Source organism: Duganella sp. AC917 (assembly GCF_979258245.1).
Window position 1 is genome coordinate 6179696 of the sequence record NZ_OZ409848.1, and the last position, 19739, is coordinate 6199434.

Below are 19739 nucleotides of genomic sequence, written 5' to 3' on the forward strand. Positions count from 1 at the left end.
CGTTAGCGCGGGGCGGGTACCGCATCGCTGCCGAGCCGGCCATGCAGGGCGACCCAGCCGTCTTGTTCCGCCCAGACGCCGAGCTTGATGAACGGGGCATAGGCGGCGGCCACTTCCTCGGCCTGGCGCGCCAGTACGCCGGACAGCACCAGCGCGCCACCGGGCGCGACCCTTCCCGACAGCATCGGCGCCATCAACTTCAGCGGGCTCGACAGGATATTGGCGACCACGATGTCGAACTTCTGCTCGGCATGCTTCGACTGGGCGAAGGTGTCCGGCAGGAAGTATTCGATCTCGCACTTGTTGCGCTGGGCGTTGTCGGCCGCCGATTCGATCGCTTGCGGATCGATGTCGACACCCACCACCTCGCCGGCGCCGACCTTCTTGGCGACCATCGCCAGAATGCCGGAACCGCAACCGTAGTCGAGCACGGTCTTCGCAGGCGCCGGGTTCGCTTCCAGCCACTCCATGCACAGACGGGTGGTCGGATGGCTGCCTGTGCCGAAGGCCAGGCCCGGATCCAGTTCCAGGATCAGGCCGTCAGGATCCGGCGCCTCGTGCCAGCTCGGCACGACCCAGATGTTCTTGCCGATGTGAATCGGCGCGAACTGCGATTGCGTCAGGCGTACCCAGTCCTGCTCTTCGACCTTGCGCGTGGTGAACTTCGGCAAGGTCGCCAGCTTGATCTGCTCTGCGGCGGCGGCCACGATGGCGGCCTGGTCGTCATCCTCGTTGGTCAGCGCCACGACGCGGCTATGATCCCATGCCGCTTCGGTCGGTTCCATGCCCGGCTCACCGAACAGCGGGCGCTCCTGGTCGGTGCCTTCGTCGGCGTCTTCCACGGACACCGACAGCGCGCCGACTTCCATCAACGCGTCCGACAGGGCTTCGGCGTGGTCGCGCGCGATTTCGATGACGATTTCAGTCCAGCTCATTATTGCGCCTTCAAACTCAGTTTATGCAGATCCGGCATGTCGGCCAGCTTCTGTTCCAGATAATGGATGTTGGTGCCGCCTTCGATGAAGCGGGCGTCGATCATCAGTTCGCGGTGCAGCGGAATGTTGGTCGAGATGCCTTCGACGACCATTTCCGACAGCGCGATCTGCATGCGGCGGATCGCCTGCTCGCGGGTGGCGCCGTATGAAATGACCTTGCCGATCATCGAATCGTAGTGCGGCGGCACGTAATAGCCGGCGTAGGCGTGCGAATCGACGCGCACGCCAGGACCGCCCGGCACGTGCCAAGAGGTGATGCGGCCCGGCGACGGCGTGAACTTGAACGCGTCCTCGGCGTTGATGCGGCACTCGATGGCGTGACCGGACAGCATCACGTCGCGCTGGCGGAAGCGCAGCTTTTCGCCGGCGGCGATGCGGATCTGCTCCTGCACGATGTCGATGCCGGTGATCATTTCGGTCACCGGATGCTCGACCTGCACGCGGGTGTTCATCTCGATGAAGTAGAACTCGCCGTTTTCATACAGGAACTCGAAGGTGCCGGCGCCACGGTAGCCGATCTTGCGGCAGGCCTCGGCGCAGCGGTCGCCGATCTTTTCGATCAGCTTGCGCGGGATGCCCGGCGCCGGCGCTTCCTCGATGACCTTCTGGTGGCGGCGCTGCATCGAGCAATCGCGTTCGCCCAGCCAGACGGCGTTTTTGTGTTCGTCGGCCAGGATCTGGATTTCCACGTGGCGCGGATTTTCCAGATACTTCTCCATATACACTTCCGGATTGCCGAAGGCGGAGCCGGCTTCGGTCTTGGTCATGGCCACGGCGTTGATCAACGCCGCTTCGGTGTGCACCACGCGCATGCCGCGACCGCCGCCGCCGCCGGCCGCCTTGATGATGACCGGATAGCCGACCTTGCGGGCGATTTGCACGATGGCTTTCGGATCGTCCGGCAGCGCGCCGTCGGAACCGGGCACGCAAGGCACGCCGGCCTTGATCATGGTTTGCTTGGCCGATACCTTGTCGCCCATCAAACGGATCGATTCGGAGCGCGGGCCGATGAAGACGAAGCCGGATTTTTCCACGCGCTCGGCGAAGTCGGCGTTCTCCGACAGGAAGCCATAGCCCGGGTGGATCGCTTCGGCGTCCGTCACTTCGGCTGCGCTGATGATGGCCGGCATGTTCAGATAGCTCAATGACGACGGCGCCGGGCCGATACACACCGACTCGTCGGCCAGCTTCACGTATTTGGCGTCTTTGTCCGCTTCCGAGTGGACCACAACCGTCCTGATGCCCATTTCGCGGCAGGCGCGCTGGATACGGAGGGCGATTTCGCCACGGTTGGCAATAAGGATTTTTTCAAACATGATAGGTTCGCGTATGTCTGTGAGTACCGGAGACCGGCAACGTCAGGTAGAGGAGGGAATGCGGAACAAAGCCGGCGCGCCCGTCACCGAGGGGGAGGGCGCAAACCGGACTTAGCCTATCACAAACAGCGGTTGGCCGAATTCGACCGGTTGGCCGTTCTCGACCAGAATCTGGGTGATCGTGCCGGATTTGTCGGCATCGATTTCATTCAACAGTTTCATCGCTTCGATAATGCACAGGGTGTCGCCTTCCTTGACCACGGCGCCCACTTCGACATACGCGGCCGAACCTGGCGCCGACGAACGGTAGAAGGTGCCGACCATCGGCGATTTGACTATGTGGCCGGTTGGCTCGGCGGCGACGGCCGGGGCAGCTGCTGCGGCCGGCGCGGCGGCTGGCGCGGGAGCGGCATGGTACTGCGGCTGCATGCCTTGCGGCTGCATCATCACCATCTGGTTTTGCGGCAGGGCCGACGATTTGACGATGCGTACTTTGCTTTCGCCTTCGGTCACTTCGAGCTCGGCGATGTCCGACTCCGCGACCAAATCAATCAAGGTCTTCAGCTTGCGTAGATCCATGTAACCCCCGGAATATCTTGTTATGTAAAGTATGAGCGGCGCCGCCTCGTGGGCAATACCGCGTTAAGTTCGTAAGTGTTGCGCGCAGATCGCGTAGATTAACGCCTTTTAAGGGCGAAGTCGATGGCAAACCGATATCCTTCGATACCCAGTCCGCAGATCGTGCCTAATGCGATTGCGCTCAGGAATGAATGGTGGCGAAACGACTCGCGCTGGTAAATATTAGAAATATGCACTTCGACAAACGGAATCGCGACCCCCGCCAAGGCGTCGCGCAGGGCCACGCTGGTATGGGTCAAACCACCGGGATTGATGACGATGGCGTCCACGCCTTCGGTCCTGGCTGCATGGATGCGGTCGATCAGCGCCCCTTCGTGGTTGCTCTGGAAGCAAGACAGCGTCGCACCGGCCGCCTCGGCCTGGGCCTGGGCGGCTTGTTCTACGTCGGCCAAGGTGCTGGCGCCGTAGACCTCTGGCTCGCGAGTGCCCAGCAAATTCAGGTTGGGACCGTTGAGCAGTAGGAGGTTTTTTGCCATGGTTCTAGACCGTTTTCCGCGAAAGTTCCGCATTTTGCCGCCAACTGCCGGCATTGGCAAGAGAAAAAAACTCGCGCACCGCCTGTCGGCGCCCGTTACAGCGTTGCCAAGTCCTTACGCAGCTCGTCGAACTTCAGGCGCCCCAGATAAGTCTTCTTGACTTGGCCGTCGGCGCCGATCAGCACGGTGTACGGCAGGCCGCCGCCGGCGTTGCCGAACTGCCGCGACAGGTCGGTGCCGCTCATGCCGGCCACCAGCACCGGGTAGGTAATTTTATATTTGTCGCTAAAAGCCGCGATATTTGACGGCGAATCAATACCGATTCCGATAACTTGCAGCTTCTTGCCGAGTTCTCCGGCTGCCAGCTCGGACAGCTCCGGCATCTCCTGCACGCACGGCGCGCACCACGGCGCCCAGAAATTGACCAGCATCGCCTTGCCTTTATATTGGGCCAGCGCAGTTGGCGCGCCTTTGGCATCCGGCAGCGTCTGCCCGTACAGGGCGGCCACCGGACCGGTCACACCGGCCGGCGCGGTTTGGGTGATCGGCGCGGCGTTTTGTTTGTTGTAGCCGACCCAGGCGCCGGAGGCGGCGAACAGGAGGGCGACGCCGACATAGGCGGCCAGATGTTTTTTATTCATGATCGGGGTTTTGGTTGGGGTTTTGTTCGTTGGTGCTTGTATGGGTACTACTAACTAATAGCGCGCGCACGGCGGCGACATCGGCGCGCACCTGCTTGTCGCCACGGGTTTTGACGGCGCCACGCATGTCGTCGAGCTCATACAGCGCTGCATGCACGCCTTCGTTGTGCCACATGAAGCTGACCGTCTCCACGGGATCGTAGCGTGGACCCTTGAAATGCGGCGTCTCGGAGATGTCGATTTGTACATTGCGGTTCAGCAGGAAGATCTCCACTTCCTTGGCGCTGTCGGCAAACAGCTGCAGGTGGATGTCGTCGTGCGGGCCGGCCGTGCCGTTCAGCACGGCGCCGGTCAGGAACGGGTGGAACGCGGCCAGCCCTTCCATGATGTCGACCGCCAGGGTGCGCAGCCGGAACAGCCGGGCCGGTTGGGTGTCCGCATGGAACAGCGACTGGTAGATGCGCACTTCGGCTTCGATCTGCGCGTTGTCCGGCAACAGGTTCGGCGGCGGTTGCGTGTCGCCGAGGATTTGCTTGGCGGCCTTGCGCTTGGCGGCGTTGTAGTCGGCGCCGTCCTGGGCGATCAGGCGCGCGGCCGCGGCGGCGATCTCGGCGCGGAGCAGCAGGACTTCTTCGATAACATTCGGCGTCATGGACGAGATAATACTCTTAACCGGGAAATCGGCGTCGCCTCAGGTAAAATCGCGTATTCACTTGTGCGGATCGATCCTGTTACACACCATGCATATTCATATACTCGGTATTTGCGGCACCTTCATGGGCGGCCTGGCGGTCCTGGCGAAAGAAGCGGGCCACCGCGTGACCGGCTGCGACGCCAATGTTTATCCGCCGATGAGCACCCAGCTGGAAGCCCAGGGCATCGAACTGATACAGGGCTTTGGCCCCGAGCAGACCGCGCTCAATCCGGACCTCTACGTGATCGGCAACGTGGTTTCGCGCGGCAATCCGCTGATCGAGGAAATCCTCAATCGCGGCTTGCCGTATGTGTCCGGCCCGCAGTGGATGGGCGAACATATATTAAGGGACCGTTGGGTGCTGGCGGTCGCCGGCACGCACGGCAAGACCACCACCTCGGCCATGCTGACCTGGATATTGGAAGACGCCGGCTACGCGCCCGGCTTCCTGATCGGCGGCGTGCCGCTGAACTTTGGCGTCTCGGCCCGGATTCAAGGTGACAAGGAATCGATTTTCTTTGTGATCGAGGCCGACGAGTACGACACCGCCTTCTTCGACAAACGCAGCAAGTTCGTCCACTACCACGCCAAGACGGCGATCCTGAACAACCTCGAGTACGATCACGCCGACATCTTCCCCGACCTGGGCGCCATCGAGACGCAATTCCATCATCTGGTGCGCACCGTGCCCGGCATCGGCCGCGTCATCTATAACGGCGACGAAGCGTCGCTGCAGCGCGTGCTCAAGCGCGGTTGCTGGAGCGAGAAGGAAAGCTTTGGCGGGTCGGGCAACAACGACGGCGCGGCATGGGTGATGAAGGAATACGATGACGGCAGTTTCGATGTCGTTTTCAGCGGCGAAACGGTCGGCAAGGTCGAGTGGAACCTGACCGGCAAGCACAACCGCGCCAACGCGCTGGCCGCGATCGCCGCCGCCCGCCACGTTGGCGTGCCGGTGTCGCAAGCTGCCAAGTCGCTGGCCACGTTCGACAACGTCAAGCGCCGCATGGAACTGCGCGGCACGGTCAACAACATCACCGTGTTCGACGACTTCGCCCACCATCCGACCGCGATCGCCACCACCGTTGGCGGCCTGCGCCAGAAGGTCGGCAAGACCGCCCGCATCCTGGCCGTGCTCGAGCCGCGCTCGAACACGATGAAGCTGGGCGCGATGAAGGATGCGCTGCCGGGCAGCCTGGGCGACGCCGATCTGGTGTTCGGCTACGGCAGCGAGCAGGCGCTGGGCTGGAGCCTGGGCGACGCGCTCGCGCCGCTGGGCAAGATCGCCAGCGCCTACGAAGATATCGACGCGCTGGTCGCGGCCATCGTCAAGGCGGCCCAACCGGGCGATCAGATCATTGTGATGAGTAACGGCGGCTTCGGCGGCGTGCACAACAAAATCCTGGAAGCGCTGGCGCGATGATTCTTTATCTGCACGGATTCCGCTCGTCGCCGAAATCGATGAAGGGGCGCGTGATCAGCGAGCGCATGGCGGCGCTGGGATTGTCGGACCAGCTGGTTTGCCCGCAGTTGCCGGCCTCGCCGAAGCTGGCGATGGAACTGGCGCTCTCTTTAATAGAGGGCGTGCCGGCGCAAGAGTTAAGTATCATCGGCTCCTCGCTGGGCGGCTACTACGCCACCTGGCTGGCCGAGCGCATCGGCTGCCGCGCCGTGCTGCTCAATCCGGCCATCGTGCCGCTGCAGGATCTGGACAAGCATGTCGGCGTGACAACGCAATTCCATTCCGACGAGCCGTTCGAGTTCAAGCGTGAATACATCGACGAGCTGCGCGCGCTGGCGGTCGATCCGATCACCCGGCCCGAGCGTTACTTTTTGATCGCCGCCACCGGTGACGAAGTGCTGGACTATCGCGATATGGCCAAGCATTATGCGGGCGCGCGCCAGCACGTGATCGACGGCAGCGACCACAGTATTTCCGAATTTCCCGAATATCTGGATGCGGTGCTGGAGTTTTGCGGCGTCGAGGCCGGCCGTTGAGGGAGCCGTTTTCGCTGGCGCCCGGTACCCGTGGCGCCTCGCTGCGCCAGACCCGATGGCAGCCGCATGTGCTGGCGTTGAACGCGCCGCCGTCCCTGCGCCCGTGGCTGACGGCCGACGGTTCGCTGACCGCCAGACTGAAGGCGCACAGCCAGGCTTTCCGCGTGCAGTGCCTGCATCAGCGCGTCGCGCGTTGCCTTTCCGACGAGGCCGCCGCGATCGGTCTGCACCGCCCGGGCCGCGTGTGGGAGAGGGAAGTGCTGCTGCGATGTGATAATACGCCGGTGGTATTTGCGCACACGGTGGTGCCGATGTCGGCCACGGCCGCCGATTGGCCTTTATTTAGTGCACTGGGCGAGCGCTCGCTGGGGACGACATTGTTTGGCGACCCGCGCGTGCGGCGTGGTGTTTCTGAATTTGCAAGATTGCGGGAAGAGCATCCGCTGGCGCAACGCGCGGCGTCGGCCCTGGGCCTGGAGAATCAAGGGCCCCCGCGAGAGCGCATATTATATGCACGGCGCTGTTTATATCGGCGCCGTCAGGGTACTCTGCTGGTCACGGAAGTGTTTCTGCCTTCCGTGCTGGACCTGCGCAGTCATAACGAATAAACAACGAACAGAAGCGAGCAATGAATCTATTTTTCGAAGAATCCGGCGATTTCAAGGTCGGGACCATGATGTCGCAAGCGGGCGAGGCCTATCAGGTGGAGATGGCCAGCGGCAAGCGCAGCAAGGTCAAGATCAAGGACGTGCTGCTGCAGTACGAAAAGCCGTCGCCGACGGATTTGATGGAACAGGCCAAGACCGTTGCCGCCGAGATCGACCTCGACTTCCTATGGGAAGTGGCGGGCGAGGAAGAGTTCGGCTTCGCCGAGCTGGGCGCCGAGTATTTCGGCCACGCGCCGCTGCCGGCCGAAGCCGCCGGCCTGATCCTGAGCCTGCACTCCGCGCCGATCTATTTCTACAAGAAGGGCCGTGGCCGCTACAAGGCCGCGCCGGAGCAGTCCCTGCGCGCGGCGCAGGCTGGCATCGAAAAAAAGAAACAGCAGGCGCTGGTCCAGGCCCAGTATGTCGAGGAACTGAAGGCCAACAAGTTGCCGGAATCGATGAAGAACATCGTCATGCAACTGCTGTTCAAGCCGGACAAGAATTCGATCGAATACAAGGCGATGGAAGCGGCTTGCAATGAATTGCACACCAATCCGCAGCGTTTGATGCTCGCGGCCGGTGGCGTGGAGTCGCCCAAGGCGCTGCATATGGCCAAGTTCCTGTTCGAGAGCTTCCCGCGCGGCGCCGGTTTCCCGGACGTGCCGGTGCCTGTCGCGCCGACCAAGCTGCCACTGGCCGACGTCAAGGCGTTCTCGATCGACGACGTCACCACCACCGAGATCGACGATGCCTTCTCGGTCACCAAGCTGGCCGACGGCAACGTCAAGATCGGTATCCACATCGCCGCGCCAGGCCTGGGCATCAAGCCGGACGACGCGGTCGACAAGATGGCGCGTGCGCGCATGTCCACCGTCTACATGCCGGGCGATAAGATCACGATGCTGCCGGACGGCATCGTCGAAGCGTTCACGCTGGCCGAAGGCAAGACCTGCCCGGCGCTGTCGCTGTACGCGACCCTGAATCCGGCCGACTGGTCGGTGATCGCCACCGAGACCCGCGCCGAGATGGTGCCGATCCAAAGCAATCTGCGCCACAACGACCTGGACGATCTGGTCAACGAGGAAACCCTGGCCAGCGGCGAGGGCGACTATCCGCACAAGGAAGAGCTTGGCCTGATCTGGCAATGGGCGCAGGTGTTGGAGGCTGCGCGCATGGTCAAGCGCGAAGGCTTCGGCCTCAAGCCGGAACAGAACAACCGCGTCGACTTCAACTTCTACGTCGAGAACGATATCGTCACCGTCAGCCGCCGCAAGCGCGGCGCGCCGCTGGACAAGATCGTCGCCGAACTGATGATCTTCGCCAACAGCACCTGGGGCAAGCTGATGCACGATCACGGCGTGCCGGGCATCTACCGCAGCCAGGGCCAGGGCGTCGGCGGCTGGGCAGCCAAGATGCAGGTGCGCATGGTGACCCATGCCGCGCCGCACCAGGGCCTGGGTGTCGATCAGTATGCGTGGAGCACATCGCCGCTGCGCCGCTATACCGATCTGGTCAACCAGTGGCAGATCCTCGCCTGCGCCGAGCACGGCGTGACGGCGCCGCTGGTTGCACCGTTCAAGCCAAAGGACTCGGAACTGTTCGCCATCGTGTCGCAGTTCGACGCCGCCTATGCGGCCTACGGCGACCACCAGTCGAACATGGAGCGCTACTGGTGTCTGCGTTGGCTGGGTCAGGAAAATGCCCGCCAGGTCGAGGCCGTCGTGCTCAAGGACGAGGTGTTGCGCCTGGTCGACATTCCGCTGATCATCCGTCTGCCGGGCATGCCGTCGGTGGCGCGCGGCGCCCAGGTCAAGATCGACATCCTGCGTTGGGACGAGGTCGATCTGTCGATTGAAGCGCGCATCCTGGAAATCCCGACCACCGAAGCGGTTGCCGCCGATGCCGAGCTGGACTACGAGGAAGAAGAAGCAATTCCCGCCGGCGACGCCAATGATCCCGAAGCCGCCGAGGAAAACACGGCCGAAGCGAGCGCTGCAGCGGAAGAGGCGACAGCGAGCGAGCCGCCGGCCGCATGATGTTCAATCCGCGCGCCAAGATCAGCGTCGTACCCCTGTACGGTGAAGAAAACCTGGTCATCGTCGACGACTTGCTGCTAGAACCGCACAAAATGATCGAACTGGCCAGCCGCTCGCGCGCGGAATTCAGCGATGCCGACCACAACTACTTTCCAGGCCCGGAGCTGAACCTGACGCCGGAGATGACCCAGGCCTTCGATCAGTTCGTGGTCCAGCATGTGCGCAAGCCGCTTGGCGCGCGCCGCACCACGATGCTGGCAACACGGCTGGCATTGGCCACGCTGCAGCCGCCGCAGCTGCGTAATTTGCAGCGCGTCTGTCACTTCGACACCGTGCCCCAGCCCAACCGGGAAGGTACCGGCGCCATGGTGTTGTATCTGTTTGAGGATCCGCGCCTGGGCGGCACCGGCTTCTTCCGGCAAACCTGTTCGGCGTCCGAGTTCGAGCACATGGTGTTGCAATCGAGCGTACTGGATCGCCAGGCATTTACCGCGCTGACCGGCGCCGGCGACGGCTACGCGGTGGCCTCGGACCGCTACTTTGAAAAAGTCTACACCGCGCAGCCGGCTTTCAACCGGGCCATTTTCTACCACGGCACGGTGCCGCACAGCGCAGACATCCACAGCCCCGCGCTGCTGCGCGACGACGTGCATACGGGGCGGCTGACCGTCAACGCCTTCTTCAACTCGCGCCGCAACGCCGCCTGATGAGGGTGGTAAATCGGTTAAAATCAGCGCACTGCCTTGAACCGACGAAACTGAAGCCTGCCGCGTGAAATCTTTCCAAGAAAACCGCTTCCTGTATATCGCCATCGGCATCTCGGTGGTTGCGCACGCCGCCATGCTCGCGGTGCGCTTTGTCGCTCCGACGCCGGCGCCGGTCAAACCAACCGATCCCGGCCTGGAAGTAATCCTCGTCAACGCCAAGCACAGCAAAGCACCGCTGAAGGCCGAAGCGCTGGCCCAGGCCAATCTGGACGGCGGCGGTAACGTCGACAAGGGCCGTTCCAAGTCGCCACTGCCGGACATGCGCAAGACGGAAGACGGCGAAAGCATCAAAGCCGCCAAGCGCCGCATCGCCGAGCTCGAGGAACGCCAGCGCAATCTGCTGACCCGCGTGGCCAAGCCGGACCCGTTCAACGCGCCGCCGGTGACCGAGAAAACCGCGCCCGATCCGCTGCCGAGCGGCGCCGACCTGCTCGACGCCAGCAAGGCAATCGCCCGCCGCGCCGCCGAGATCAGCGAAACCATCGAAGACCAGAACAAGCGCCCGAAGAAAACCTTCATCACGCCGAGTACGCGCGGGGTTGGCTATGCGATGTACTACAAAACGCTGCAGAAGCGGATCGAAGCCATCGGTACGCTGAACTTCCCCCAGAAAAACGGCCGCAAGCTGTACGGCCAGCTGGTGCTGTCGATCCCGGTTTTCCAGGACGGCACGATCTATGAAAAGGAAGGCGGCATCAAGGTCGACCGCAGCTCCGGCAATGCCGCGCTGGACGACGCCGCCATGAACATCGTGCGCCGCGCCGCGCCGTTCGGCAAATTCCCGCCGAACATGCTGTCGGCGGACAAGGACGATCTGTGGGTGATCGTCACGACATTCAAATTTACCCGCGACGACAAATTACAAGCCGACATGAGCGGCGGAGGACGATAACGATGGATCGCTATTGCGTGTTCGGCAACCCGATTGCCCATAGCAAATCGCCCGAGATACACGCCGCCTACGCGGCCCAGACCGGTCAAGACCTGCAATACGAAAAACGGCTGGCGCCGCTGGACGGCTTTGCCGCCGCCGTGCACGCCTTTATCGCCGAGGGCGGCCGTGGCGCCAACGTTACCGTGCCGTTCAAACTGGAGGCGGTCAAGGTCGCCAACGCGCTGACGATACGCGCGCAGGCGGCCGGCGCCGTCAACACCTTGCATTTCACCGAGGACGGCATCATCGGCGACAACACCGACGGCGCCGGCCTGGTGGCGGATATCGTCGGCAACGCCGGTGTGACGATCACCGGCAAACGCGTGCTGCTGTTGGGTGCGGGCGGGGCGGCGCGCGGCGTCGTGCTGCCGATCCTTGAACACCGTCCGGCGCAACTGGTCATCGCCAACCGCACCGTGGCCACCGCCGTGGCGCTGGCGGAACAGTTTGCCGCGCTGGGCGGCGAGGGTGTGGTGTCGGGTTGCGGTTACGCCGACATCGACGGCGCTTTCGACATCGTCATCAACGCCACCTCCGCCAGCCTGGGCGACGAGGTGCCGCCGGTGTCGCCTTCGGTGTTCGCGCCGGGCGCGCTTGCTTTCGACATGATGTACTCGAAGTCCCCCACCGTATTTTTGCAGTTCGCCGCTCAGCACGGCGCACGGCTGCGTGACGGCCTGGGCATGCTGGTGGAGCAGGCGGCCGAGGCGTTCAGCGTCTGGCGCGGCGTGCATCCTGCCACCGGCGACGTATTGCAACGCTTGCGCGAGCAGCTATGAGCGCGGCCAAGGGTGGCCGCAAATGGAGCTGGGTAAAATGGATTTTCATTTTGCCGGTGCTGCTGTTCGCGGCGGTGCAGCTGTATTTCTTCCTGCAGATCTGGTGGTGGGTCGACCATAACCCGTCGCGCACCAGCTTTATGCGCCAGCAGGAAGCGGCGTTGCGCGAGAAAAATCCGAATGCCGAGATCAAGCAGATCTGGGTGCCGTACAACCGCATCTCGAAGAATCTGAAACGCGCCATTATCGCTTCCGAAGACGCCAATTTCTCCGAACATCAGGGCGTGGACTGGGAAGCGCTGCAAAAAGCCTACGAGAAGAACAACAAAAAGAGCAAGGTGGTCGCGGGCGGATCGACCATCACGCAGCAGCTGGCGAAGAATCTGTTCCTGTCCGGCTCGCGCAGCTACCTGCGCAAGGGCCAGGAGCTGATCATCACCTATATGCTGGAAACGCTGATGGACAAAGAGCGCATCTTCGAGATCTACCTGAACGTGGTGGAGTTCGGCAGGGGGATCTTCGGCGCCGAGGCGGCCGCCCAGCATTATTACCGCGTCAGCGCCGCCAACCTCGGCGCCTCGCAGGCGGCCAAGCTGGCGGTGATGCTGCCCAATCCGCGCTTCTACGACACGCACCGCGACTCCGGCTATCTGGCGCGGCGCACCGGTGTCATCCTGCGCCGCATGGGATCGGCGGAGTTGCCGTAGGATTGTTTGGCCCGGCTTGCCGCCGCAACCGATAAAATGATCGCAAAAGCGACCCGATAGGGCGAAAAACCGCGTGGCAGGCTGGCCTCGGCAGGGGCTTTGCGGGTACACTTGCGCTGTTTCCAGAAGGCTCGCGTACCCATGATTAATGTTTTCGTTCTCCAGAATGGCCGACTGAACCAGGTGCCCATCGACAGCCGCTCGGACCTGGAGCAGGTTGAGCCGGTGTGGGTCGACCTGACCGACCCGACGGACGACGAACGCGCATGGGTCAAAGCCATCTACGGCGTGACCTTGCCGGGCGAGGACGAAGTCAAGGACATCGAAGCGTCGGCCCGCTATTACGAAGCGGAAAACGGCGATTTGCACCTGCGCACCGACTTCCTGCTGGAAGAGGAGGACGGCCCGTCGCGCATCGTCACGGTGGCCTTCATCCTGGCGCGCAAAATGCTGTTCTCGGTCCACACCGATGACTTGCCGGTATTCCGGCTGGTGCGCATGCGCGCCCGCTCGCGGCCCGGTTCGATCGCCGACTACATGGACGTGCTGCTGGACCTGTACGCGACCGACGCCGAATATTCGGCCGACGCGCTCGAAGGCATCTATCAGAATCTGGAAGAAGTCAGCGGCCGCGTGCTGCAGGAACAGTTCACCGACCAGGACGCGGCCGCCGCGCTGAACTCCATCGCCCACGAGGAAGACTTGAACGGGCGCATCCGCCGCAACATGATGGATACGCGGCGCGCGGTCAGTTTCTTGATGCGCGGACGCTTGCTCAATGCCGAGCAGTTTGAAGAGGCGCGTCAGATTCTGCGCGACATCGAATCGCTGGACGGCCACACGTCCTTTTTGTTCGACAAGATCAACTTCCTGATGGACGCCACGGTCGGTTTCATCAACATTAACCAGAACAAGATCATCAAGATCTTCTCGGTGGCCAGCGTGGCGTTCCTGCCGCCGACCTTGATCGCATCGATCTACGGCATGAACTTCAAGCGCTGGTTCCCGGAACTCGATTGGGCGTTCGGCTATCCGTTCGCGCTGGTACTGATGATCACCAGCGCCATTGCGCCGTTCTGGTACTTCCGCCGGCGCGGTTGGTTGAAGTAACTTAACGAGGCGCGCGCCGTCATGTTGACGGCGCTACGGCTCACCTCGTGTCCGAATGCCAGACTTGACCCCGGATTAGGCGCGTGCCAGGCGCAGGTTTGGACGGCTTGCCTTGGCGGGTTTGGCGGCCGGCGGCGCCGACGCTACACGGCCACGATCGGCCGCCAGCTTGAATTGACCGACCAGACCGGCCAGACCGGCTGCCTGCTCCTGCAATTCCTGGGCGGCGGCGGAGGCTTCCTCGACCAGCGCGGTGTTTTGCTGCGTCATACCGTCCATCTCGCCGATGGCGTTGCTCACTTCGCCGATTCCCTGGCTCTGCTCGGCGCTGGCGACGCTGATCTCACCCATGATCTCGGTCACGCGCTTGACGCTGTCTACCACCGCGTGCATCGTCGTGCCGGCTTTCTGCACAAGGTCCGTGCCGGTGCCGACCTTGGTGACGGAGTCGTCGATCAGCGCCTTGATTTCCTTGGCGGCCGAGGCCGAGCGTTGCGCCAGGTTGCGCACCTCGCTGGCGACCACGGCAAAGCCACGGCCCTGTTCGTCGGCGCGGGCCGCTTCGACGGCGGCGTTCAGCGCCAGGATGTTGGTTTGGAAGGCGATGCCGTCGATGACGGAAATAATGTCGACAATCTTCTTCGACGATTCGTTGATCGAGGCCATGGTGTCGGTCACTTGCTGCATCACTTCGCCACCTTGTTCCGACACCGACGAGGCCGACTGGGCCAAGGTGTTGGCCTGGTGGGCGTTGCTGGCGTTTTGCTTCACGGTCGAGGTCAGCTCTTCCATCGCGGTGGCGATTTTTTCCAGCGACGACGCTTGCGTGGCCGTGCGGGACGACAGGTCTTCGTTGCCGTGGGCGATCTCGGCCGAGGCGCTGGCGATCGCGTCCGTGCCGTGGCGCACCTGGCCGACGACCGAGGCCAGGCTGTCGCGCATGCTCTTGATCGCGTGCAGCAGGCTATGCAGGTCGCCTTCCTTGACATCGACATCGACGGACAGGTCACCTTCGGCGATCTGGTTGGCGATCTCGGCGGCGTAGCCCGGCTCGCCGCCGAGCTGTTTCAGCAGCAGGCGCTTGATCAGGGTGGCGATCAGTACGCTCAGGAAGAAGGCGACAACGGTCAGCGCGATGGCCCAGCTGCGCACGGCGGCGGCGCGGCCTTCGGACAAGTCGCTGGCGGCGTTGGCTTCCTTCTGCGCGGCCGTGACCAGCACGGCGATGTCGGCGACGATCTGGCGGCGCAGCGGGCTGCATTCGGTGACCAGGAACTTGCCGAACGCTTCCATCTGCTGACCTTCGCGCAGTTTGCGCGGCTGTTTCAGTGCCTCGGCCATCGCCAGCAGGCCGGTCTTGACCTTGTCGAACTGGGCGTTGCCGGCGAAGGCCGGTGTCATCTTTTCCACCGCGGCCAGATAAAGCGCCTTTTGCTCGTCGACGATGGCCAGTTCCTTGGCGGCCTGGGCTTCGTCGGTGAAGATATAGGCGTTGCGCGCGGCCAGGCCGGTTTGGGCCAACGCTTCGCGCGCCGCGTATAACGGTATCAGCCTGGTGTCGGTGAGACGGTCCTGATTTTTGACGGCGTCGGCGATCGAGGACACGCCGACAATCGACACGGCCGCCAGAATTAGCATGAAGGCGGTGAGCATGCCAAAGCCGAGGCTTAACTGGGTACCGATTTTGAGTTTTTTAAACGCGTTCATATTATTTTCCGGGACATGTTGAGGGTTTCCACAAAATCCGGCGGCAGCTGGTGGGGGAAACGGGACCGCGAGGCGGCGACAATATTGTTTTATTGGCGATCGCATGAGCTGGGCGAGGCCGACGAATGTGCTTCTATCGATGCATAATTGCTAAATGTTTGAACGCGCCGGCGAGGGCGGGGGCGGCGCGTGTCGATGCAATCCTTAGCGCGGAACGCGGCGCTGAATTTCTTCCGATGCCAACGCCGCCAGTTCGCGCAGGGAGCGCACTTCGCGGTCCCTGAGTTTGCGCGGTTCGCGGTCCAGTATGCACAGCGTGCCCAGCGGCTGGTTGCCGCCGTCGAGCAGCGGAAACGCGGCGTAAAAACGAATATGCGGCTCGCCGATGACCAGCGGATTGTCCTGGAAGCGTGGGTCGCGGGTCGCGTCCTCCACCACAAACAGGCTGTTTTGCAGAATGGCGTGGCTGCAGAAAGCCCAGTCGCGGGGCGTCTCGCCCACTTCCACGCCGATCCGCGATTTGAACCATTGTCGGCGCGAGGTCAGTAGGCTGATCAGTGCCATCGGCGAGTCGGTGACCTGGCTGGCCAGCCACGTCAGGCGGTCGAACACCGACTCCGGTGGCGTGTCGATCAGGCGCGCGGCGTCGAGCGCCAGCAGGCGTTCGGCCTCGTCGTGCGCGACCGGATACAGCGGCGCGGCTGCCGGCAGGAATTCGATGTCACTGGCGGGCCTGGCCTTGGCAGGGGTGGTAGGCGCGCTCTCGCCGCTGCGTTGCTCCATCAGGCGCCGCACGGCGCTCAGACGCACGCGGCGGTGGCCGCCCGGCGTCTTCCACGACGGAATCGCGCCATTTTCTATCCATAGCTGGGCCGTGCTGACGGCAACCCCGAGCAGCTCGGCGGTAGCGCGTGTGGTCAGGACGGAGTCTTTGCTATGGGGCATCTGGTTCGCTTTCTGCATGGTGGAGTGAGCAACACATCGTGAAGCGATTGTACTTTAATTTCCGTGTGGAAATTACTTAAATTGACGAAAATGATGATTTAGTTGTTTATGAGTAACAAAAATATGACTATATGCAATGATTGCCACTACCCGATCGGAAGTATCATCAAAATCGTCATTTAGAAAACATCTTCGCCTGTCCGGTCGCGCGCTGGCACCGGCGAACTTTCGTAACTGTAATAAAGTTGACACCGGTTTCCTTTAGAATGGCCGCCAGTCACACTCTGCCGGCCACAAGTCATGAACAAGAAACGCCAATTTTTCCCCCGCCAAGTGGTCGAAGCCGGCGGCAACCGCTGGGACTGGGCGCTGCTGCCCATCGTGCTGGCCGTCTTCGTGCTGCTGGCCTATGGCGGCCAGCAGATGGCGCGTCCCTACGAGCTTGGCCAGGCCTTGCCGCTGTCGCTCGACCCAACCAACCTGCCTTACTACCTGCTGCGCACCACGTTGCGCATGTTTATCGCGCTGGGCGCGTCGGTGGTATTTGCCTGCGTGTTCGCCGCGCTGACCACCAAATACAAGCTGGCCGAAAAAGTGCTGGTGCCGCTGCTCGACATCCTGCAGTCGATACCCATCCTGGGCTTCCTGTCGATCACGGTGACGGCCTTTATCGCGCTGTTCCCCGGTAACCTGCTGGGCGTTGAATGCGCGGCGATCTTCGCCATCTTCACGTCGCAGGCTTGGAACATGGCGTTTTCCGCCTACCAGGGCTTCCGCAATGTGCCGGCCGAGTTGTCGGAGGCGGCCAGCGTGTTCCAGCTCTCCGGCTGGCAGCGCTTCTGGCGGCTCGAGCTGCCGTTCGCCATGCCAGGGCTGTTGTGGAACATGATGATGTCGATGTCCGGCGGCTGGTTCTTCGTGGTGGCGTCGGAGGCGATCTCGGTCTCCAACCAGAACATCAAACTGCCCGGCATCGGTTCGTACATCGCGCTGGCGATCGAGCGCAGCGACCTTGGCGCGATGGGCTGGGCGGTCTTCGCCATGCTGATCGCCGTGCTGCTGTACGACCAGCTGTTTTTCCGGCCTTTGCTGGCGTGGGCCGACAAGTTCCGCTTCGAGGAAACCGGCGGCGACACCGCCCAGCAATCGTGGCTGCTGACATGGCTGCGCCGCACCGAGCGCACGCAGGCGCTGGTGGCGTGGTGCGGCGAGCTGCTGTCGCGCTCCATCGCCCTGTTCCGACTGGGGCACGACGGCACCTCGATCCGCGCGCGGCGTCATACCCAGGCGCTGGGCGCGCAGCGGGTATGGGATGCGATCATCGCCGCCGTGGTGTTTTACGCGCTGTGGACTCTGGGGCATTTCATCAGCACGGAGGTCGGCTGGAGCGAAGTCGGACATGTGTTCGTGCTCGGGTTTTACACGCTGCTGCGGGTGATGCTGCTGTTGGTGCTCGCCTCAGTGATCTGGGTGCCGGTGGGCGTCTGGATCGGCATGAATCCGCGCTGGGCCTCGCGCACGCAGGCGGTGGCGCAGTTCCTGGCCGCGTTCCCGGCCAACCTGGTGTTCCCGGTGGCGGTGATACTGATCATGCGCTTCCATCTGAACCCGGATATCTGGCTGTCGCCGCTGATGATCCTCGGCACCCAGTGGTACCTGCTATTCAACGTGATCGCCGGCGCCTCGACGATCCCCACCGAGCTGCGTCACGCGGCGCAGAACTTCGGCTTGACCGGCTGGCTCAAATGGCGGCGCTATCTGCTGCCGGCGATCTTTCCCAGCTTTGTCACCGGCGCCATCACCGCGTCGGGCGGCTCGTGGAACGCCAGCATCGTGGCCGAATATGTCAGCTGGGGCGCGACCAACGTCAAGGCGCATGGATTGGGCAGCTACATCAACGAGATGACCACCGCCGGCGACTTTCCGCGCATCGCGCTGGGCATCGGCGTGATGTGCATTTTCGTCATGGGCTTCAACCATTTCGTCTGGCGCCGCCTGTACAAGCTGGCCGAGAGCCGGCTGCATTTCTAGAATCGGGAGCACACCATGAGCACACCTATCGTTGAATTGAAATCGGTCGGCAAACACTTCCGCGCCGCCGACGGCACCGCGCGCGCGGTGCTGCAGGGCGTGGACTTCACGCTGCACGAGGGCGAAATCGTCGCGCTGCTGGGACAATCCGGCTCCGGCAAGTCGACCATGTTGCGCATCATGGCGGGGCTGATTCCGGCCGACGACGGCCAGGTGCTGTATCGCGGCATGCCGCTGTACGGCACCGCGCGCGGCATCCGCATGGTGTTCCAGTCGTTCGCGCTGTTCCCGTGGCTGACGGTGCAGAAAAATATCGAGCTGGGGCTGGAGGCGCAGGGCATGCCGGCGGCCGAGCGCGCGCAGCGCGCCGAAAAGGTGATCGATCTGATCGGCCTGTCCGGCTTCGAGGGCGCGCTGCCGCGCGAGCTGTCGGGCGGCATGCGCCAGCGGGTCGGCATCGCCCGCGCGCTGGTGATGGAGCCGGAGGTGCTGCTGATGGACGAGGCGTTTTCCGCGCTGGACGTGCTGACCGGCGAACGCCTGCGCGAGGAAATCCTCGAGCTGTGGCAGTCCGGGCGGATTCCGACCAAGGCGATCCTGGTGGTCTCGCACAACATCGAGGAGGCGGTGATGATGGCCGACCGGGTGCTGATCTTCGCCAGCGATCCGGGGCGGGTGCGCGCCGAGCTGCCGATATCGCTGCCGCAGCCGCGCAAGGCGGAGGGGCCGGAGGTGCGTCATCTGATCGACCAGGTCTACGAGTTGATGACGGCGGGCGCCGGACGGCGCGGTTTGATCAGTGAGAAGGAGGTCAAGCTGCAGTTGGGCGACCGCCTGCCGCAGGCGAACATCGCCCACATGGAGGGGATTCTGGAGCTGCTGGCCGAGGAGCCGTTCTCCGGGCGGGCGGATTTGCCGCAGCTGGCCGAGGAGACGGAGCTGACCGACGCCGAGCTGCTGGAGGTGCTCAACGCGCTTATTTTGCTGGGCTTCGCCTATCTGACCAATGGCGATATTTTGCTGACGGAATTGGGAGGGCGGTATGCGCTGGCGGCCAACGCCGAGCGGCAGGCGATGTTCGGCGCGCAGTTATTGGAGCACGTGCCGCTGGTGGCGTATATCTGCCATGGACTCAAGCAGGACAAGTCCGGGGATTTGCCGGAGGAGTTGTTCCTCAAGCTGCTGCGGTTCACGCTGAGCGACGAGGAGGCCGAGCGCGCGTTGCGCGTGGCGATCGAGTGGGGGCGGTACGGGGATCTGTTCGAGTACAACTTCAATACGGGCGTCATCGAGACTTGATGCGCTGCTGGCGGCTCG

Annotated in this window: 19 protein-coding genes; 11 read left to right on the forward strand and 8 right to left on the reverse strand. The window is 63.0% G+C overall.

Annotation, left to right across the window (positions count from 1 at the left end):
• Window positions 1-2 precede the first annotated feature (2 nt).
• The 6 genes from prmA to ACZ0BA_RS26985 form a co-directional block, all read right to left on the reverse strand.
• Entirely contained in the window at window positions 3-935 is a 933-nt protein-coding gene (gene prmA, locus ACZ0BA_RS26960; protein ID WP_463454191.1) for a 50S ribosomal protein L11 methyltransferase, read from the reverse strand.
• Window positions 935-2311: an acetyl-CoA carboxylase biotin carboxylase subunit gene (gene accC, locus ACZ0BA_RS26965; RefSeq protein ID WP_463454192.1), complete on the reverse strand. Its 1377-nt coding sequence runs from the start codon at window positions 2309-2311 to the stop codon at window positions 935-937. The genes prmA and accC overlap by 1 nt, the downstream gene beginning before the upstream one ends.
• A 111-nt stretch (window positions 2312-2422) precedes the next feature.
• A complete protein-coding gene (accB, locus tag ACZ0BA_RS26970) occupies window positions 2423-2890 on the reverse strand; it encodes an acetyl-CoA carboxylase biotin carboxyl carrier protein (RefSeq protein WP_463454193.1) in 468 nt (155 codons plus the stop codon).
• Window positions 2891-2988: 98 nt separating this feature from the next.
• Window positions 2989-3426, reverse strand: coding sequence for a type II 3-dehydroquinate dehydratase (aroQ, locus tag ACZ0BA_RS26975; RefSeq protein WP_463454194.1), 438 nt, complete (start codon window positions 3424-3426; stop codon window positions 2989-2991).
• A gap of 95 nt (window positions 3427-3521) precedes the next feature.
• Window positions 3522-4067, reverse strand: a complete 546-nt coding sequence (locus ACZ0BA_RS26980) for a TlpA family protein disulfide reductase (RefSeq protein WP_463454195.1) — start codon at window positions 4065-4067, stop codon at window positions 3522-3524.
• Window positions 4060-4719, reverse strand: a complete 660-nt coding sequence (locus ACZ0BA_RS26985; RefSeq protein ID WP_463454196.1) for a hypothetical protein — start codon at window positions 4717-4719, stop codon at window positions 4060-4062. The genes ACZ0BA_RS26980 and ACZ0BA_RS26985 overlap by 8 nt, the downstream gene beginning before the upstream one ends.
• Window positions 4720-4807: 88 nt before the next feature.
• On the opposite strand from ACZ0BA_RS26985, the gene mpl reads away from it, so the two are divergent.
• The 9 genes from mpl to corA all read left to right on the forward strand — a co-directional run bounded on the left by mpl (window position 4808) and on the right by corA (window position 13739).
• A complete protein-coding gene (gene mpl, locus ACZ0BA_RS26990) occupies window positions 4808-6184 on the forward strand; it encodes a UDP-N-acetylmuramate:L-alanyl-gamma-D-glutamyl-meso-diaminopimelate ligase (RefSeq protein ID WP_463454197.1) in 1377 nt (458 codons plus the stop codon).
• On the forward strand, window positions 6181-6759 hold the full coding sequence (locus tag ACZ0BA_RS26995; RefSeq protein ID WP_463454198.1) for a YqiA/YcfP family alpha/beta fold hydrolase: 579 nt from the start codon (window positions 6181-6183) through the stop codon (window positions 6757-6759). The genes mpl and ACZ0BA_RS26995 overlap by 4 nt, the downstream gene beginning before the upstream one ends.
• 14 nt (window positions 6760-6773) lie before the next feature.
• A complete protein-coding gene (locus tag ACZ0BA_RS27000) occupies window positions 6774-7367 on the forward strand; it encodes a chorismate--pyruvate lyase family protein (protein WP_463454837.1) in 594 nt (197 codons plus the stop codon).
• 20 nt (window positions 7368-7387) lie between these two features.
• Complete coding sequence (locus ACZ0BA_RS27005) at window positions 7388-9442, forward strand: ribonuclease catalytic domain-containing protein (protein WP_463454199.1); 2055 nt, start codon at window positions 7388-7390, stop codon at window positions 9440-9442.
• Complete coding sequence (locus ACZ0BA_RS27010) at window positions 9439-10149, forward strand: DUF6445 family protein (protein WP_463454201.1); 711 nt, start codon at window positions 9439-9441, stop codon at window positions 10147-10149. The genes ACZ0BA_RS27005 and ACZ0BA_RS27010 overlap by 4 nt, the downstream gene beginning before the upstream one ends.
• Before the next feature lie 64 nt (window positions 10150-10213).
• Window positions 10214-11101: a TonB family protein gene (locus tag ACZ0BA_RS27015; protein WP_463454203.1), complete on the forward strand. Its 888-nt coding sequence runs from the start codon at window positions 10214-10216 to the stop codon at window positions 11099-11101.
• A gap of 2 nt (window positions 11102-11103) precedes the next feature.
• The gene (gene aroE / locus ACZ0BA_RS27020; RefSeq protein ID WP_463454205.1) at window positions 11104-11922 is read left to right on the forward strand and encodes a shikimate dehydrogenase; all 819 of its coding nucleotides are present in this window, start codon (window positions 11104-11106) and stop codon (window positions 11920-11922) included.
• Complete coding sequence (gene mtgA / locus ACZ0BA_RS27025; protein WP_463454206.1) at window positions 11919-12629, forward strand: monofunctional biosynthetic peptidoglycan transglycosylase; 711 nt, start codon at window positions 11919-11921, stop codon at window positions 12627-12629. The genes aroE and mtgA overlap by 4 nt, the downstream gene beginning before the upstream one ends.
• Before the next feature lie 141 nt (window positions 12630-12770).
• Complete coding sequence (corA, locus tag ACZ0BA_RS27030; RefSeq protein ID WP_463454207.1) at window positions 12771-13739, forward strand: magnesium/cobalt transporter CorA; 969 nt, start codon at window positions 12771-12773, stop codon at window positions 13737-13739.
• A gap of 75 nt (window positions 13740-13814) precedes the next feature.
• On the opposite strand, the gene ACZ0BA_RS27035 is transcribed toward corA, so the two are convergent.
• Window positions 13815-15446, reverse strand: a complete 1632-nt coding sequence (locus tag ACZ0BA_RS27035; protein WP_463454208.1) for a methyl-accepting chemotaxis protein — start codon at window positions 15444-15446, stop codon at window positions 13815-13817.
• 204 nt (window positions 15447-15650) lie between these two features.
• Window positions 15651-16391 (reverse strand): GAF domain-containing protein, encoded by a 741-nt coding sequence (locus tag ACZ0BA_RS27040; protein WP_463454210.1) that lies wholly within the window; start codon window positions 16389-16391, stop codon window positions 15651-15653.
• Between the two features lie 300 nt (window positions 16392-16691).
• Here ACZ0BA_RS27040 and ACZ0BA_RS27045 point away from each other — a divergent pair, with 300 nt between their 5' ends.
• A complete protein-coding gene (locus ACZ0BA_RS27045) occupies window positions 16692-18422 on the forward strand; it encodes an ABC transporter permease (protein WP_463454211.1) in 1731 nt (576 codons plus the stop codon).
• 15 nt (window positions 18423-18437) lie between these two features.
• Window positions 18438-19721: an ABC transporter ATP-binding protein gene (locus ACZ0BA_RS27050; protein ID WP_463454212.1), complete on the forward strand. Its 1284-nt coding sequence runs from the start codon at window positions 18438-18440 to the stop codon at window positions 19719-19721.
• Window positions 19722-19739: the final 18 nt, after the last annotated feature.